This is a genomic window from Trichococcus sp. ES5, assembly GCF_900067165.1.
Lineage (GTDB): Bacteria > Bacillota > Bacilli > Lactobacillales > Aerococcaceae > Trichococcus > Trichococcus flocculiformis.
The window spans coordinates 66543-81661 of sequence record NZ_FJND01000002.1 but is presented as its reverse complement, the minus strand read 5'-3'; the positions used below and the strand labels follow the sequence as shown (position 1 = coordinate 81661).

The 15119-nt window shown below is 47.5% G+C and carries 16 protein-coding genes; 2 read left to right on the top strand and 14 right to left on the bottom strand.

Translation table 11 applies throughout. The features are described 5' to 3' along the window. Positions 1–40 precede the first annotated feature (40 nt). The 9 genes from rpoN to TES5_RS02560 all read right to left on the bottom strand — a co-directional run bounded on the left by rpoN (position 41) and on the right by TES5_RS02560 (position 8494). The gene (gene rpoN, locus TES5_RS02600) at positions 41–1366 is read right to left on the bottom strand and encodes an RNA polymerase factor sigma-54 (RefSeq protein WP_068559498.1); all 1326 of its coding nucleotides are present in this window, start codon (positions 1364–1366) and stop codon (positions 41–43) included. Between the two features lie 156 nt (positions 1367–1522). Beyond that, complete coding sequence (gene pyrE, locus TES5_RS02595; RefSeq protein ID WP_068559497.1) at positions 1523–2155, bottom strand: orotate phosphoribosyltransferase; 633 nt, start codon at positions 2153–2155, stop codon at positions 1523–1525. A gap of 1 nt (position 2156) precedes the next feature. Continuing rightward, positions 2157–2870, bottom strand: coding sequence for an orotidine-5'-phosphate decarboxylase (gene pyrF / locus TES5_RS02590; RefSeq protein WP_068559495.1), 714 nt, complete (start codon positions 2868–2870; stop codon positions 2157–2159). Further along, a complete protein-coding gene (locus tag TES5_RS02585; RefSeq protein WP_068559493.1) occupies positions 2860–3789 on the bottom strand; it encodes a dihydroorotate dehydrogenase in 930 nt (309 codons plus the stop codon). Before TES5_RS02585 ends, pyrF begins: the two co-directional genes overlap by 11 nt. Next, positions 3786–4562: a dihydroorotate dehydrogenase electron transfer subunit gene (locus TES5_RS02580; protein ID WP_068559490.1), complete on the bottom strand. Its 777-nt coding sequence runs from the start codon at positions 4560–4562 to the stop codon at positions 3786–3788. Before TES5_RS02580 ends, TES5_RS02585 begins: the two co-directional genes overlap by 4 nt. A gap of 122 nt (positions 4563–4684) precedes the next feature. Then, complete coding sequence (gene pyrR / locus TES5_RS02575) at positions 4685–5224, bottom strand: bifunctional pyr operon transcriptional regulator/uracil phosphoribosyltransferase PyrR (RefSeq protein WP_068559488.1); 540 nt, start codon at positions 5222–5224, stop codon at positions 4685–4687. Positions 5225–5397: 173 nt separating this feature from the next. Further along, the gene (locus tag TES5_RS02570) at positions 5398–6303 is read right to left on the bottom strand and encodes an RluA family pseudouridine synthase (protein ID WP_068559486.1); all 906 of its coding nucleotides are present in this window, start codon (positions 6301–6303) and stop codon (positions 5398–5400) included. A 12-nt stretch (positions 6304–6315) separates the two neighbouring features. Continuing rightward, positions 6316–6792 carry a signal peptidase II gene (gene lspA, locus TES5_RS02565; protein ID WP_068559484.1) on the bottom strand — a complete coding sequence of 159 codons (477 nt, stop codon included), beginning with the start codon at positions 6790–6792 and terminating at the stop codon, positions 6316–6318. 277 nt (positions 6793–7069) lie between these two features. Continuing rightward, complete coding sequence (locus TES5_RS02560) at positions 7070–8494, bottom strand: IS5 family transposase (protein ID WP_068559482.1); 1425 nt, start codon at positions 8492–8494, stop codon at positions 7070–7072. A gap of 167 nt (positions 8495–8661) precedes the next feature. Here TES5_RS02560 and TES5_RS02555 point away from each other — a divergent pair, with 167 nt between their 5' ends. Together TES5_RS02555 and TES5_RS02550 are read left to right on the top strand one after the other, a co-directional pair. Continuing rightward, a complete protein-coding gene (locus TES5_RS02555) occupies positions 8662–10041 on the top strand; it encodes a polysaccharide deacetylase family protein (RefSeq protein ID WP_068559480.1) in 1380 nt (459 codons plus the stop codon). Beyond that, positions 10041–11261 (top strand): putative glycoside hydrolase, encoded by a 1221-nt coding sequence (locus tag TES5_RS02550; protein WP_232309272.1) that lies wholly within the window; start codon positions 10041–10043, stop codon positions 11259–11261. The genes TES5_RS02555 and TES5_RS02550 overlap by 1 nt, the downstream gene beginning before the upstream one ends. 301 nt (positions 11262–11562) lie before the next feature. On the opposite strand, the gene TES5_RS02545 is transcribed toward TES5_RS02550, so the two are convergent. From TES5_RS02545 to TES5_RS02525, 5 genes are all read right to left on the bottom strand, one after another. Beyond that, a complete protein-coding gene (locus TES5_RS02545) occupies positions 11563–12195 on the bottom strand; it encodes a copper homeostasis protein CutC (protein WP_068559478.1) in 633 nt (210 codons plus the stop codon). 92 nt (positions 12196–12287) lie between these two features. Continuing rightward, complete coding sequence (locus TES5_RS02540; RefSeq protein ID WP_068559476.1) at positions 12288–12785, bottom strand: mannose/fructose/sorbose PTS transporter subunit IIB; 498 nt, start codon at positions 12783–12785, stop codon at positions 12288–12290. Positions 12786–12853: 68 nt separating this feature from the next. Next, the gene (locus TES5_RS02535) at positions 12854–13234 is read right to left on the bottom strand and encodes a DUF956 family protein (protein ID WP_068559474.1); all 381 of its coding nucleotides are present in this window, start codon (positions 13232–13234) and stop codon (positions 12854–12856) included. Positions 13235–13361: 127 nt separating this feature from the next. Next, the gene (locus tag TES5_RS02530; protein WP_068559472.1) at positions 13362–14288 is read right to left on the bottom strand and encodes a PTS system mannose/fructose/sorbose family transporter subunit IID; all 927 of its coding nucleotides are present in this window, start codon (positions 14286–14288) and stop codon (positions 13362–13364) included. 17 nt (positions 14289–14305) lie between these two features. Continuing rightward, positions 14306–15106, bottom strand: coding sequence for a PTS mannose/fructose/sorbose transporter subunit IIC (locus TES5_RS02525; RefSeq protein WP_068559470.1), 801 nt, complete (start codon positions 15104–15106; stop codon positions 14306–14308). Between the last annotated feature and the right edge of the window lie 13 nt (positions 15107–15119).

Below are 15119 nucleotides of genomic sequence, written 5' to 3'. Positions count from 1 at the left end.
TTTTGTATTTCTTTTTATCCAGCCGCACCGATCGACGTAACTATATCCTTTTTCTTTTCGAGCTGGAGGGTATGCCCAAACCCATGCGGTATTTCGCGATCGTCCTGCGGGAGATGTCTATTCCTTGAGCGGTGAAATGATCGGCAATCATCTGGTCGGAAACCGGCTTCGCCTTTTCTTCGCGGCCGATTATTTCCTTGATTTCGGTTTCGATGACGATGGATGAGATGGCTACCTGATCCCCGTCATCCTCTTTCATAAAACCGCTCCGGAAGAAAAAACGCAATTCAAAGATGCCTTTTGGGGTCGCCATATATTTGTCGTTCACGACCCGGCTAACTGTCGAAATGCTCAGGTCCGTTAGTTTGGCGATGTTTTTCATCGTCATAGGCTTCATCGACGAGGCTTTTTCCAGGAAATAATCCGCCTGCAGCTGCAGGATGGCTTCCGTTATTTTGATGACATTCTGTGTCCGTTGGAGAACACACTGCTGGATCCAGGAAATTTCTTTCTTTTTTTCTTCCAGATAGCGTTTCATATCTTTATCCGCCAATGCCAGCAATTCGCTGTAATAGTCTTCGTTGAACGCGACCGAAGGCAGGCCGCTTTGATTGAACGAAACGTCCAAGGTGTTGTCCTCGGCAATGGCTACATAGATGTCCGGTTCGACGAAGACCGTCTCCTCGAATGTGGTTTCCCACTGCAGTTTCGTCTTCAGCTTACTCATGTAGGTGATGATTTCGATCAATTCGTCATGGTCGATCTCCTCGGCCTCCATGATCGAATCCAAGCGATAGCTGGAAAGTTCCTTGAAATAATTTTCCAGTATGTAGTAGGCCAGCGGGGGCGACTGTTCGTCCCTTTCGGTCTGCAGCATCAGAAACTCCTGCAGGTCGCGGGCACCGACACCCGGAGGATCCAATTGCTGCAGGAGCGTCAAGGCGTCCAACACTTCTGTATCCTCGGCCGCGGTTGCCTCTGCAGCCTCTTCCAGCTTGATGTCCAGATAGCCATCATCCGTCACATAGCGGATGAGGAACAGAACCAGCTGCCTGAGTGGCGTGTTTTTCATGTTCAGATAGATCTGTTCATGCAGAAAATCATAGAGCGACTGATTCTTGCTTTCCATGCGTTCATACCAGGGCGTCTGATTATCCGCCGTATATACATTGGAGACGGCCACCGCGCCCGTGTCCGATGCCTGCTTTTTGATGTCCATCAGAGGATTACCCAACGCCTTGTCCTCAATGTAGGCGGAAAGTTCCGACATGGGCATCTGCAGAATGTGCAATGCCTGCCGCAGCTGCTGGGTCATCCGGACCGATTGTTGCTGCGTCTGTTTCAGTTGGAATTCCTGTTTCGCCATCCTTTTCACCTCTTCCCGTACTTGTCAAAAAAACACATGCATCCAGTATACCACCATTAGAGCGCTTACTTGCAAGAAAATGATGAAAAACCCCCGCAAGCAAGATTCAAGATCTTGTCTACGGGGGGTTCGTATGATAACTATTTGACCGTTAAATTAGCCCTTGAACCAGTTCTCAGGGTCTTTGCTCCAGTCTTTCAACAAATCCATTTCAGCTTCGGTGATGTACGAAGTTTCGTGCGCGACTTCCAAAAGTGTGCTGTAGTTGGACAATGTGTCGATCGCAAGACCAGCATCGGCGAAATTTTTTGTGCCTTTAGCCAATTCATAAGTGAAGATAGCTACGGAGCCCAATACATTTGCGCCTTCCAACTCAGCTGCTTTGGAAGCTTCGATGACGCTGCCGCCTGTGGAAATCAAGTCTTCGACTACGACCATTTTTTGGCCTTCAGTGATTTTCCCTTCGATTTTACGTCCTGTTCCATGATCTTTCGCTTTGCTGCGGATGTAGACCATCGGCAAGTCCAAAATGTCAGCGATCCAAGCTGCGTGCGGGATACCTGCAGTCGCAGTTCCGGCGATCACTTCTGCATCCGGATATTTTTCTTTGATCAGATCAGCCAAACCTTGGGCAATCAATTTACGCACTGCCGGGAAGCTCATGGTGACACGATTATCGCAGTAAATGGGGCTTCTGATGCCTGATGCCCACGTATATGGGTTCTGTGGACTTAAGCTCACTGCCTTGATGTCCAATAATGATTTTGCTACTTCTTTTGCTATCGTCATTTTACTCTGCTCCATTCCATTGGTTCTTGATTTCGTGATAGGCTGCAACCGGATCAGCTGCCTGGGTGATCGGACGACCGACTACAATAAAAGTTGAGCCGATTTCTCTTGCACGGCCTGGTGTTGCGACACGCTTCTGGTCTCCAACCGCACTGCCGGCCGGGCGGATACCCGGTGTTAAGCAGATGAAGTCTTCATTCGTGTGGTCCTTGATCATGCGCGCTTCCCATGCGGAACAGACGACGCCGTCAAGTCCGGATTTGCAGGTGAGGTCAGCGTAATGCAGCACGCTCTCCTGAAGGCTGACTTTGATCAACTGTTCCGCCTGCATCGCTTCTTCGGATGTGGAAGTTAATTGTGTGACCGCGATCAATTTCGGAACATCGCTTCCTGCCGGCGTACCGGCAACGAGGCCTTCTTTAGCAGCTTTCATCATTTCCGAACCGCCTGCTGCATGGACATTGACCATGTCGATACCCAAAGCAGCCAAGCCTTTCATGGCGCGGTGAACCGTGTTCGGGATATCATGCAATTTCAGGTCCAGGAAAATTTCGTGGCCCAAATCTTTTATCCACTTCACAATTTCTGCTCCGTGTTGGTAATATAATTCCATCCCCACTTTTACGTAAAGTGATTCATCTTCGAATAACCGAAGAAAGCCCTTGATTTCTTCGCTTGTTGAAAAGTCCAATGCTATTATCGGTTTATCGTTCATTCAGGATGCCTTCTCTCACTTCATTGATTAATTCCTTCAGGCTGTTTATGCCAAGTTCATCCATGCGTTGCGGAAGCTGTTCGATCAGTTTCGGGCAAACGAACGGATCGGTGAAATTGGCCATGCCGACGCCGACTGCGCTTGCTCCGGCCATGAACATTTCCAGAACATCATCAACTGTATAGACGCCCCCCATCCCGATGATCGGAATATCGACTGCGCGTGCCACTTGATAAATCATGCGGATGGCTACCGGTTTGATTGCAGGGCCGGATAGGCCTCCCGTCTTGTTTGCGATGACCGGTTTGCGCGTATGCAGATCGATGCGCATGCCTATCAGTGTGTTGATCATCGTAATGCCATCTGCTCCAGCTGCTTCAACCGCTTTAGCGATTTCGACGATATCCGTCACGTTCGGCGACAGTTTCACGTAAACCGGCACGGTTGCACCTTTTTTTGCCGCACGCGTTACAGCAGCTGCCATCTCTGGATCGGTTCCGAATTGCAGACCACCTTTGTGGACGTTCGGGCAAGAAATGTTCAATTCGATCGCTTTGACGTTCGGCGATTGGGAAACCGCCTTACAGACTTGGTAATAGTCGTCGACTGTATTTCCGGCAACGTTCGAGATCAAAGGCACATCGAATTTTTCAAGCGCCGTATGCTTATGCGCGACAACGGCTTCAACACCGGGATTCTGCAATCCGATGGCATTCAACATACCGGATGGCGTTTCCGCCAAACGCGGCGTGGCATTGCCTTTGCGGGGCTCAAGTGTCGTTGCTTTCGTCATGATGGCGCCCAACAAACTCAAATCGTAAAACTTGCCGTAATCCTCACCGAAGCCGAAACATCCACTCGCCGGGATGATCGGGTTTTTTAATTCCAATCCAGGTAAACTGACTGCTAATCGATTCATAATACTATCTCCTCTGCTCTGAAGACCGGTCCTTCGACACAGACTCTGTAATTATCATAAGCGGATGTGCTGTTTTTCTTGTCGCAGACGCAGCCGTAGCAAGCTCCGATACCGCAAGCCATCCGTTCTTCCAAAGAAAGGTAAGTAAGGCTTGGATCGAATGTTTTCGAGACCGCCACCAACAAGCCTTTCGGTCCGCAAGCGAAGACTGCGTCCGGCACAAAGCCATCCACTTCATCGAAGTATTGCGTGACGAAGCCATGTTTGCCGTAGCTTCCATCATCAGTCGCGATGTTCACTTTGCCGAATGATGCAAATTCCTCTTCGTAGAAAACTTCCTCTTTGTTTTTGAAACCGAAGCAGCTGACAATGTTGACACCTTTCGCGTGCAATTGTTTCGCCAATTCATAGAGCGGAGGAACACCGATGCCGCCCCCAATCAATAAAGCGTTTTGACCTGCTGCGAGCATATCGATCGGATAACCATTACCCAATGGCCCCAAGATGTCCAATTCATCTCCTGCTGTAAGCTTACTGATGATGGTAGTGCCTTTCCCTTCGGTACGATAGATGATGACACACTCTTCTTTATCGGCATCGATTGCGGCGATGCTGATGGGGCGTCTCAAAAGCAGTTCATCCCCAGGGACCCTGATATGCAAGAACTGATCCGGTGCTCCCATCTCATTCACTAATGCCCCTTTCAGGCGCAATTCGAAAATATCTTTTGCGATTTCTGTCTGACTGACGACTGTCATCATAGCTTGACTCATAATTATTTTCCTCCTTAATTTTGACAAAATAAGGTGATCTAAAAAAATGCAATGGAGCAAGCTTCAAAGCAAATTCTTCTGAGTCTCTCAGGACACAGTTAAAGAATCACCAATCTATTTGTTTACGCCTTGATTAATGTTACTTTTTCAATGCCATCCACTTCATCCAGACGGACGGAAATCTGTTCCGCTTGGGATGTGGGAATGTTTTTGCCGACGTAATCCGCCTTGATCGGCAGTTCCCGATGACCTCTGTCGATCAGGACCGCGACTGTGATCCGTTTCGCTCTGCCGAGATCCATCACTGCATCCATGCCAGCCCGGATCGTTCGGGCAGTGAACAGTACATCATCCACCAGTACGACATGCTTGCCGGCAACCGAAAACGGAATGTTCGTTTCATGCAACACCGGGTTCTCATTCGTTTCGCGGTGCACATCATCGCGGTAAAGCGTGATGTCCAACTCGCCCACAGGCACCTCGATGCCTTCAAAATCTTTGATTCGTTCCGCAATGCGCTGGGCCAGGTAGATGCCGCGCGTTTTGATGCCCACCAAAATCAGGTTCTCGGTACCATCGTTTTTTTCCAATATTTCATGCGTGATGCGGGTCAGCGCGCGTTTCATCGTCTGAGCATCCATGATTTCGATTTCTTCTGCCATCTCCACTACTCCTTCGTCGTCAATAATAAAAAAAATACCCTTATGCATGTGGGCATAAGGGTACAGTCACGTGACGCTATACAAAATGTGATGCACCTTGTAGCCTCTCTGGACTATTTTAAAGGTTCCTTGAATATTACTGTAATGATAACGAATAGAGCCGTTTCTGTCAATCAGTTTTTGCGCAGTTCAGTTAATTTTTCGCTATAGAAGTCGGGCAATGGCGCTTCGAAGTGCATGTTTTCGCCCGTCTTCGGATGGATGAAGCCTAAAGTTGCCGCATGCAAATATTGGCCGTGACCACCGAGCGTTTCAGCTGGTCCGTACATAGGATCTCCGGCTAACGGATGGCCAATGTATTTCATGTGGACGCGGATCTGATGCGTCCGGCCGGTTTCAAGGCGCAGCTTCAGTAAGGTGAAATCACGGAAACGCTCAATGACCTCAAAATGCGTCACTGCTTTTTTACCACCGTCAGCTACGGTGCGCTTCTTGCGGTCGACCATCATCCGGGCAATCGGCGCATCGATGGTACCATCCTCATGCAGAATGACGCCATGGACCAAAGCAAGATAGGCCCTTTCCATCGTGTGGTTCTCAAGTTGCTCCGCCAATTTTTGGTGCGCTTCGTTCGTCTTAGCTACGACCAATAAGCCGGATGTATCCATATCGATGCGGTGCACAATGCCAGGACGGATGTTGGCCGTACCATCGGATAGCGAATTTACGTGGAACAACAAGCCGTTGACCAAGGTGCCTGAAAGATGCCCTTTGGATGGATGCACAACCATTCCTGACGGCTTATTGACCACCAATAACGCATCGTCTTCGTAGATGACATCCAATGCTATGTCTTCGGGCGTGACGTTGATTTGTTCTGGTTCCGGAATCGTCAATTCCAGAAGATCCCCATCCTGGACCTTATAATTCGATTTGACGGCTTTGTCGTTCACCATCAAGTTGCCGTCTTTGATCCATGCCTGAATTTGCGAACGGCTCGTACCGGTCATGAAATCCGCCAAGATCTTATCGATTCTGCCGGTTTGACCATCAATATTAAAAACGATTTTTTCTGTCATTTGAATCCCACTTTACTTTAGCTTATTTTTTGTACTTACCTTTTCTTCCTCTTCCATGAAAAGGATATAGATCGTCATCAGGATGACGCCTATCGTCAAACAGACATCCGCCACATTAAAAATCGGAAAATCGATGAAGTCCAAGCGGAACATATCGACAACATAACCCAACCGCATCCGGTCGATGAAATTTCCGATGGCACCGCTCAAAAGAAAAGCGTAACTGATGCCCACGATTTTTTTGTCGAACCCCTGTTTATGCGCATTATAAACCATCGCACCCACAACAACTACTGTGATGATGAAGAAAAAGAACATTCTTCCTTCAAAAATCCCCCAGGCAGCGCCCTCGTTCTGAATGTAGAACAGGGACAAAATGCCCGGCAGCACTTCCTTTACTTCGTGCAATGCAAAATTATTTACGATGGCCAGTTTGCTCCACTGGTCCAGGACCAACAGCAAGATGGCCAATATATAATAGATAATCATCCGATAGCCTCACTTATTCTGAAATTAACGTTTTTCCGTATCTTTTGCCTCTATCTATTGTAAACTAATTTTCAAAATTGTATAGTCATTGATTCCGGCATTTCCGCTTGAAGCCTTATTTGCCTTACACATCAGGTAAGTTGTGACTATCATTTTAATGTATCTTTAACAATTTTCTGCATATAGCGCAATCGACCTTGATAAAGAATCCTCATTTTCGGTATAATGAAGATTGTATTGTTATATAATGCCTGCTGAATAAATCCCCATTTTTAGCTTACGGGTTCACCAGGGGTTCAATTCTGGGTAAGCTCATCCATTGGATGAGAGTCAAAAAAATGCGCAATGAAACCTTGGACAGGTTCATTGTAAGGATGGATAAAGCAATTACACACAGACTGGTCTCTTCAAGGCGTGTTCGAATAAGCCTGAGCCCGAACTTTCTTTTCGCCAGGCTGAAGCCTCTTTCGACCTCTACTCGATCGCAGTTGTCAGTGTATTCTTGTTTTTTGTCAATCTTTTGATCCTTCTTGGGCCTGCCGAGCGACGGTCCGGATAATCGGATTCCGAGTTCTTTGCAATAGCTCAAGTTTGTGCGATTTCGGTATATTTTATCTGCCAAAACTCGTTCAGGATAAACTCCCATCCGTTCTTTGTACCGTTCCACCGCAACTATGAGGCATTCGCTCTCGTTGTAGGCATCGAAGGAAATTTTTTCGAGTCGGGCGTACCCATTGGTTATGCTCATGTCCAGTTTGGCTCCGAACTCCACTGGATTCTTGGCTTTTCCACGGACAATCGGGCGGATAAACGGCTGGCTGATACTGACGATGCGATCCTGCACTTTGTGCGTCCTGCTTGTGTGCATGTAGAGCTGCTGTTCATACAATTTCCGCAAAGTCCCCAACAGGTCGGCTTGCTTCGTTCCTAGCGTATAACCTTGCTCCAGAAATGCGTCGATGTAACCTAAATCCCGCCGGATGTAGTTCAGTTGCTTGCCGATGGCTTTGCGAATTTGTTTGCCACTTTTCTTTTTCTTGCGCGCGATGTTGAGATAATCCCTTCGGGCCATTTTCCGATAGGTGCGGGGTTTGGGAAGGTGGTTTGCTTCGCAGATTACGTCGATGATGCCTTCCAACTTTTCCCGACATTCGTTCAACAGTTCCGTGTCTTGCGGGAACTTGATTTCTGAAGGCGCGCAAGTGGCATCTAGAATTAGCGTCCCTTCATTCTCAGATCCTGATGCATCATTGTCATCATCATTGTCATTATCATCAGTTTGGGAATCATCTGCTCCATCCTCTATAGGTTTGAGGATCAATTCATTGATTTCAATCAGAATTTCGGACGAGAGACGTTTACGGAAGTGCACCATCGAAGAAGCGTCGAACGGCTTTTCATCCTTATAAGAGGGTAGTCCGACAAAGTACTGCAGATAGGGATTTTCGCGAATCTGATTGACGACTTCGGTATCTGCATACTGAAATTCGCTTTGAATAATCAAGGCACCTAGTGCCATCCTTACCGGTTTGGCGATGTTTCCTCTGTCACTGTTGAACAGAGCAGCGTACTTATCTTCAATGACTGACCAGGGAATCGAATCCGCTTTTTTGACCCAACGGTTTTCTGGGTTCATCGTCAGGCCCAATGGCTGATCGAAGTCATAAATGGTTAATTGCCGATTCGTCTGCTTTTTGTACATTTTCATCGCCTCTTCGTATCATTTTTGAAAAAAGTGCACGGGTTTTTGGTGTTTTGCGCTGGATTCCATGCATCTATTATACCAAAAAACATCTAAAAACGCTGTTATGATAAGGTTTGTTAATTATTCAGTAGACATTATATATCACGTAATAAAGGAGCTTGTTTATGTTGAGAGGTAAGAAGATTGCATTAGTTTTTACCAGTGCACTGGTATTGTCAGCCTGCGCAGATCAAGTGAAAGAAACGACAGAAACAATCACCCAGATCAGAACCGAAGAAACCGAAATTGTTGCCCAATTGAATGAGCTGCAACAATTGGAGACCGCATTACAGACAACATTTGACGAATCGCTGGCCAGCGATGAAGAATTGAAGACTTTCAAAGACGGATCGGCAGCCGTGTTCAGCAACCTGGAAGAACGCCGCACTTTAGCCGATTCGATTGAAAGCGCTTTGGAAGGATTGGCCGAAACGAAAGCCGACTTTGTTGCCTTCGACGAAGAGACCTTGCCGCTGGATCAGATGCAGGCAATCGGCGAAACGTTGGATTTGTTCAGCGAAAATTCGTTGACTTACTTGGCTGCCTATAGAGACAGCTTGGACAAGGAAGAAGAACTGTTGACCGGCTTCGGAGCAGATGATGCCACTTTTGATACGTTCTTTGCAGGCATCGAAGCGATCAATCTTAGCGCCGAAACAAACCAAGCCAACCTCGCTCCAGTCGCTGAGAATTTGACGACATTGGATGCGCAATTGGTTGAATTGGAAGCAGCCATCGCCGCAATCGGTACGGAAGGAAGTGCAGAAGCCGATTCTTCTGCCGGCGCTGCGGAATCCTCTGAGGCTGCCGCTGCAGAAACGCCAGCAAAAAAAGCTGAGCCCGTCAGCTACGAATACCGCATCAATCCAGAGATTTCCACTGTCCAACCGATTGATGAGGACGGCAACACGCAGGTCGCTTTGTTGACTTTTGATGATGCGCCGCAGCAACCGAACAGCTATACCGTGGAAATTGCCGAAACCGTCAAATCGAAGGATGCCAATGCCATCTTCTTCGTAATGGGACAATTCCTCACGAACGAGCAAGCGCGAGAAGACATCAAGACCGTCTATGACATGGGCTTCGAAATCGGGAACCATTCCTATTCGCATCCCGATTTCCAAACTTTGACCTATGACGAACAACTGGAGGAAATCAAATCAACGAACGACCTGATCGAAGAAATCACCGGCGAGCGTCCACGCTTCCTGCGTGCCCCATACGGACAATATAATGAGGACACCATCGCGATCGCCGCAACGGAAGGCATGACAATCATGAACTGGACCTACGGCTATGACTGGGTCGAAGAATTCATGGAAGGCACTGCTTTAGCCGATGTCATGGTCAATTCAAAATACTTGGGTGACGGCGCGAACTTGCTGATGCATGATCGTCCCTGGACAAACGACGCGATTGGCGCCATCATCGATGGCCTGCGCGCGAAAGATATCACCATCGTGGATCCAAATGTGATCGAATCGCCTGAACGGGAGGAAATGTAATGATGACTTATTTTAAACAGACACTCGCTGCCGCTAGTTTATTGTTTTTCCTATCCAGCACGACGGTTGCATCGGCCAGCGAAACCGAAAGCTCTGCTGAAACGACAGCAGCCACTAGCACGCTGACGCTGCGCCAAGGTGCCCTTTTGAAGACACCTACCGCCAAGGAACTACCGAAGAAATTCTTCTACGACAGTGGTGTCGAAATCGCCTATCCGACTGACGGCGTAAAAGGGATCTACGTGACGGCCTACTCGGTCGGCTATGAAGAAAAATTCAACAAACTAGTCGATTACGTCGATTCAAACGATCTGAACGCGATGGTCATCGACATCAAGGATGACATGGGCGTCGTGACTGCAGACTTCAACTCGAAGGATAGCCACATCCAGGAAAATACGGAAGAGTATATCCCAGATATCGAAGAGTTGATGGACGTGATGGAAGAGAAACAGATTTATCCGATTGCCCGCATCGTGACCTTCAAGGATACGCTGTTGGCCAACGAACAACCGGAGATGTCCTTCACCGAAAGCGATGGCTCCGTCTGGGTCGCTTCCAACGGCGAATCGTTCATCAACCCGTTCCTGAAGCAGACTTGGGATTATGCAGTCAATGTCGGGATCGAAGCAGCCAAAGTCGGATTCAAGGAAGTCCAGTTCGACTATGTCCGCTTCCCGGAAGGCTTCGAAGTCTGGGGCGATGACTTGAATTACGACATGGGCGAATACGCTGACTTGGAAATGACCGACGACGAAAAACGCGTGCAAGCCATCACAGACTTTACCGCTTATGCGAAAGAAAAATTGATGCCCTACGGCGTGGACGTATCCGTTGATATCTTCGGCTATACAGCCTCTGTCGTCGAAGCATCCGGCATCGGCCAGAACTTCCCGCAGATTTCCGAAAATGTCGATGTCATCTCCTCGATGATTTATCCGAGCCACTGGGGCACCGATTACTTCGGCATCTACAAGCCGGATCTGTACCCGTATGAACTAGTTGCTGAATACATGAAGGTCGAAAACGAGTTGCTTGCAACACTTGAAACTCCACCTATCAGCCGACCATGGCTTCAGGATTTCACCGCTTCTTACCTGGGTTCCGGGTTCTACCAAACCTACGGCAAAGAACAAGTCGATGCCCAAGTGCAGGCACTGTATGATGCCGGCGTCAACGAGTTCCTGTTGTGGAATGCGCTGAATAACTACACTTACTAAAAATGCCTAACGAAGGGGCTGTCTCGATGATGAGGCAGCCCCTTCTTTGCGGTTTGGCGGTGGGATTCCCCGCCAAATGGGTTTTGGAAGGGAATCTCATGTTGTCCGCGGACGTTTTTCCCCGCCAAATAGGTTTTGACGGGGAATCTCGTGTTTTTCTTGGACATTTTGCCCCGCCAAATAGGTTTTGGCGGGGCATCTCTGCGCATAAAGGGGTAAGCCCATACAAAAGAGGCTGCATCAAAGCCAGAAAATCCTGTTCTGGTTCTGATACAGTCTCTTTTTTGCTTTTGATAGGTTCCTACACAATTCGCGTCCCGTGTACTTCGGTGAATCCCAAAGTTTTTTCAAGGTCTGCAAGATTGTCTTTCGTAATACCGCCGCCCGGCATGATCGTCATACCGGGACTGATTTTCGCAAGTTCGGCGATGTGCGCTGCGTTATCAAAAATCGTATTTTCTTTAGGACCGCCATGCGTCAAAATCCGTTTGAAACCAATTTCTCCCAACCACAATAAGGCGTCTCGTTGCTTTTCTTCCGGTATTTCATCAAACGCCATGTGGAAAGCAAGTTCGATTCCATTATCGCTGGCCAGCTTGGCGATTTCCTCCAAAAAGGGTTTATCCAATGCGTTTGCTGCAGTTAACGCACCTACCGCTATACCATTGGCCTGCAAGGCAATTATTTCTTCTAAGTCCCTCATCATGATGGCTTTTTCCATAGCAGAATAAACAAAATCTCCGCCTCTTGGTCGCAGAATCACGATAAGGGATACATTTTTGTCGGAACAATACGCCGTTGCAATTTTGATGACGCCAACGCTTGGTGTTGTTCCCCCTACTGCCAAATTATCGCACAATTCAATCCGTTTAGCCCCGCGCTCGATGAGTTCTGGGACGTTCGTAAAATTTTCTGCACATGCTTCTTTTAGCACGCTGTCACCCCCTGGATAATATACCATTCCGTAAAAACAAAGAAGGCACAAGGCGCTGTTCCATTCGCTTCGTGTCTTCTTTTAATATGCGCTCAGACCAAACCTTCTTTTTTCAGCACTTGCATGAGATCCAATTTATTGTCAGCGACGACCTTCCGGATATCCAAGTGGATACCCTTAAAATTCAGGTACTCGAAAGCCTGAACATCGCGTTTATCAACCGCTACTGCGTTCGTGATCATCTTTTTTCCATCTGAATAACTCATACTGCCGATATTGACGGAATCAAGCTGAACGCCCCTTTGGACGATGCGTGCGACATCGAGTGGATTCGTAAACAAGAGCATCGCCCGAAATTGGTTGTGCGCATCATCGAAGTAAATTTCGACAAACTTCTCCACTGGAATCACATTGACCTTTACACCAGGTGGGGCGACCTGCCGCAAGAGCGTCTTACGCAGATGATCCCTCGCCACCTCGTCGCTGATGACAATAATCCGCTCTGCCTTACTTAGTCTTGTCCACACGGTTGCCACCTGCCCATGAATCAAACGATCGTCGATTCGTACCAACCGAATATCCATTACCACATTAGAACCTCCTTAAATCGTTCATCCAGCAACCGTAAACCGTATGCAAATTGATTTCCTGCCACTATTTAGGATGCTTTCTTATTGAACATATGCTTGAAGGCATTCTTCAAAACATCGAAGAAGCCCAATGATTGAACCATATGATCCGGGCTTACATAGATGCGGATCGCACGCAACACGTCCTTGGGATTTTTTGCTGAAAAAGTATACGTACCATCCTTCTTTGTTTGAAGCGCAAAACGTGGAATCCACTTCCCTTTGAACATCACGGATGCCAGTACATAATCAACCTCTTCCCAAGGAATTTGAATGAACTTTCGCGGATCACGATGATGATAAAATTCAAACGCTTGATCTCCAATCATAATTTTACCATAGTCGGTCAGCCCCATATATGAAGTACCATCCACTACCATGTCAACCTTTGCATTCAGGGATTCAACCATTGTATAAGCCCCTCTCTCTTTGTGTCTGATTTGAGTATAATATACACTCTTTACTTTTTACAAGAAAAACAAGGCTCAGGCTGGTTTGCCTGAGCCTCATAATCGTTATTTTTGATGCATCCGAAAATTACAGCAATCCGATCAAGCGTCCGCCGATACCGACAATGAACAAGCCAAGAATGATCACGATTGGAGATACTTTCTTCTTCAACAACCACATGCAAAGGAATGTCAACAGCAGCGCTGCCAATCCAGGGATCAATTGATCCAGGTTGTTTTGCAAGGTTGTGACTTTAGTGTCCGTCAACGACAAGCCTGAAGTATACTGCATCAGGGCTTCCTGGATGCCGGCAGTGCCACTTGGCAGGTTTTCCCAATCGATAAATGCGCCTTCTTGAAGCTTGACTGATGAAACGGTTGGAGCAAACGAGATCGATACCCAACGTTGCACCAAGGCCGCCAATACGAACATCCCCAGAATGGAAGCTCCTTTTGTCAAATCTTGCAGGATTCCGCCAGATAAATCCTCAGTGATTTTTGATCCAGCCTTATAACCGAATTCTTGGGTATACCACATGAATCCCCAACGGATAGCGTTCCAGGCAACAAAGAACAGGATAGGTCCTAGGATGTTTCCTGTTAAGGCCAAGGATGCGCCTAAAGCTCCCAAAATCGGACGGACTGTAAACCAGAACACAGGGTCACCAACACCGGCAAGAGGTCCCATCATTCCGACCTTCACACCTTGAATCGTAACATCATCTACTGGAGCTCCGTTTGCACGTTCTTCTTCCAGAGCCAGCGTTACTCCTAATACCGGAGATGCCACATATGGATGTGTGTTGAAGAATTCCAAGTGGCGTTTCAACGCTAGGACGCGATCTTCTTTTGCTGGATAAAGTTTCTTGATTGCTGGAATCATTGCGAAAGCCCAGCCGCCATTTTGCATCCGTTCGTAGTTCCATGATCCTTGAATGAAAGTGGAACGCCAAGCGACAGCTAGTCTATCTTTTTTAGTTAATACGAATTTTTTATCTACCGTATTTTGTGCCATGTTTGCAGTCTCCTTTCCTAATAGTCATTGAGTATCGAATCAAGTGGATCGCCAGTATTGCTGGAACCGCCATTACCGGAACCGCCCATTTTAGAAAGGTTCAAGTAGATCAATGCCATTGCGACACCTAGGGCTCCTAATGCGATCAATGTCAATTCAGATACAGCGGCAACGACGAAACCGATGATGAAGAACGGCCATACTTCTTTGGTGGCCATCATATTGATTACCATTGCATAACCAACCGCTACAACCATACCACCACCGATTGCCATTCCATCAGTCAGCCAGCCCGGCATTGCTTCCAATCCGGAACGGACTGCGTCTGCAGGGATGAACAAAAGCAATGCTGCAGGAATTGCAATCCGCAAACCTTGCATGGCAATTGCTCCAATTTGAAGCAACTCAATTTTACGATAGTCACCTTGTTCTGCAGCTGCGTCCATCATATGAACCACAGGAACTGCCAGTGTACGAACGAACATCGTCAAAACCAATCCAGCTACAGCCAGAGGGATCGCAATGGCAATAGCGGAAGATACGCCGTCTACCCCTTGACCACCCAAAACTAAAATAATTGCAGATGCGACAGAAGCGAGTGCTGCGTCAGGTGCTACAGCGGCTCCGATGTTTGCCCAACCTAATGCGATCATCTGTAATGATCCTCCAAGAATAATACCAGCTTCAAGATTTCCTGTGACCAGACCGATCAATGTACATGCAACGAGTGGTTGATGGAATTGGAACTCATCCAAAATACCTTCCATCCCGGCAAAGAACGCCACGATGATAACCAGAATAATAGAAACGACTGACATAATATACCTCCTC

Excerpts from the sequence above, each read along its gene's own strand:
- rpoN (WP_068559498.1), bottom strand. The coding sequence starts at position 1,366 with ATGGCGAAACAGGAATTCCAACTGAAACAGACGCAGCAACAATCGGTC.
- pyrE (WP_068559497.1), bottom strand. The coding sequence starts at position 2,155 with ATGACGATAGCAAAAGAAGTAGCAAAATCATTATTGGACATCAAGGCA.
- TES5_RS02555 (WP_068559480.1), top strand. The coding sequence starts at position 8,662 with ATGTTGAGAGGTAAGAAGATTGCATTAGTTTTTACCAGTGCACTGGTA.
- TES5_RS02570 (WP_068559486.1), bottom strand. The coding sequence starts at position 6,303 with ATGACAGAAAAAATCGTTTTTAATATTGATGGTCAAACCGGCAGAATC.
- pyrR (WP_068559488.1), bottom strand. The coding sequence starts at position 5,224 with ATGGCAGAAGAAATCGAAATCATGGATGCTCAGACGATGAAACGCGCG.
- TES5_RS02550 (WP_232309272.1), top strand. The coding sequence starts at position 10,041 with ATGATGACTTATTTTAAACAGACACTCGCTGCCGCTAGTTTATTGTTT.
- TES5_RS02585 (WP_068559493.1), bottom strand. The coding sequence starts at position 3,789 with ATGAATCGATTAGCAGTCAGTTTACCTGGATTGGAATTAAAAAACCCG.
- TES5_RS02530 (WP_068559472.1), bottom strand. The coding sequence starts at position 14,288 with ATGGCACAAAATACGGTAGATAAAAAATTCGTATTAACTAAAAAAGAT.
- TES5_RS02560 (WP_068559482.1), bottom strand. The coding sequence starts at position 8,494 with ATGTACAAAAAGCAGACGAATCGGCAATTAACCATTTATGACTTCGAT.
- TES5_RS02525 (WP_068559470.1), bottom strand. The coding sequence starts at position 15,106 with ATGTCAGTCGTTTCTATTATTCTGGTTATCATCGTGGCGTTCTTTGCC.
- lspA (WP_068559484.1), bottom strand. The coding sequence starts at position 6,792 with ATGATTATCTATTATATATTGGCCATCTTGCTGTTGGTCCTGGACCAG.
- TES5_RS02580 (WP_068559490.1), bottom strand. The coding sequence starts at position 4,562 with ATGAGTCAAGCTATGATGACAGTCGTCAGTCAGACAGAAATCGCAAAA.
- TES5_RS02535 (WP_068559474.1), bottom strand. The coding sequence starts at position 13,234 with ATGGTTGAATCCCTGAATGCAAAGGTTGACATGGTAGTGGATGGTACT.
- pyrF (WP_068559495.1), bottom strand. The coding sequence starts at position 2,870 with ATGAACGATAAACCGATAATAGCATTGGACTTTTCAACAAGCGAAGAA.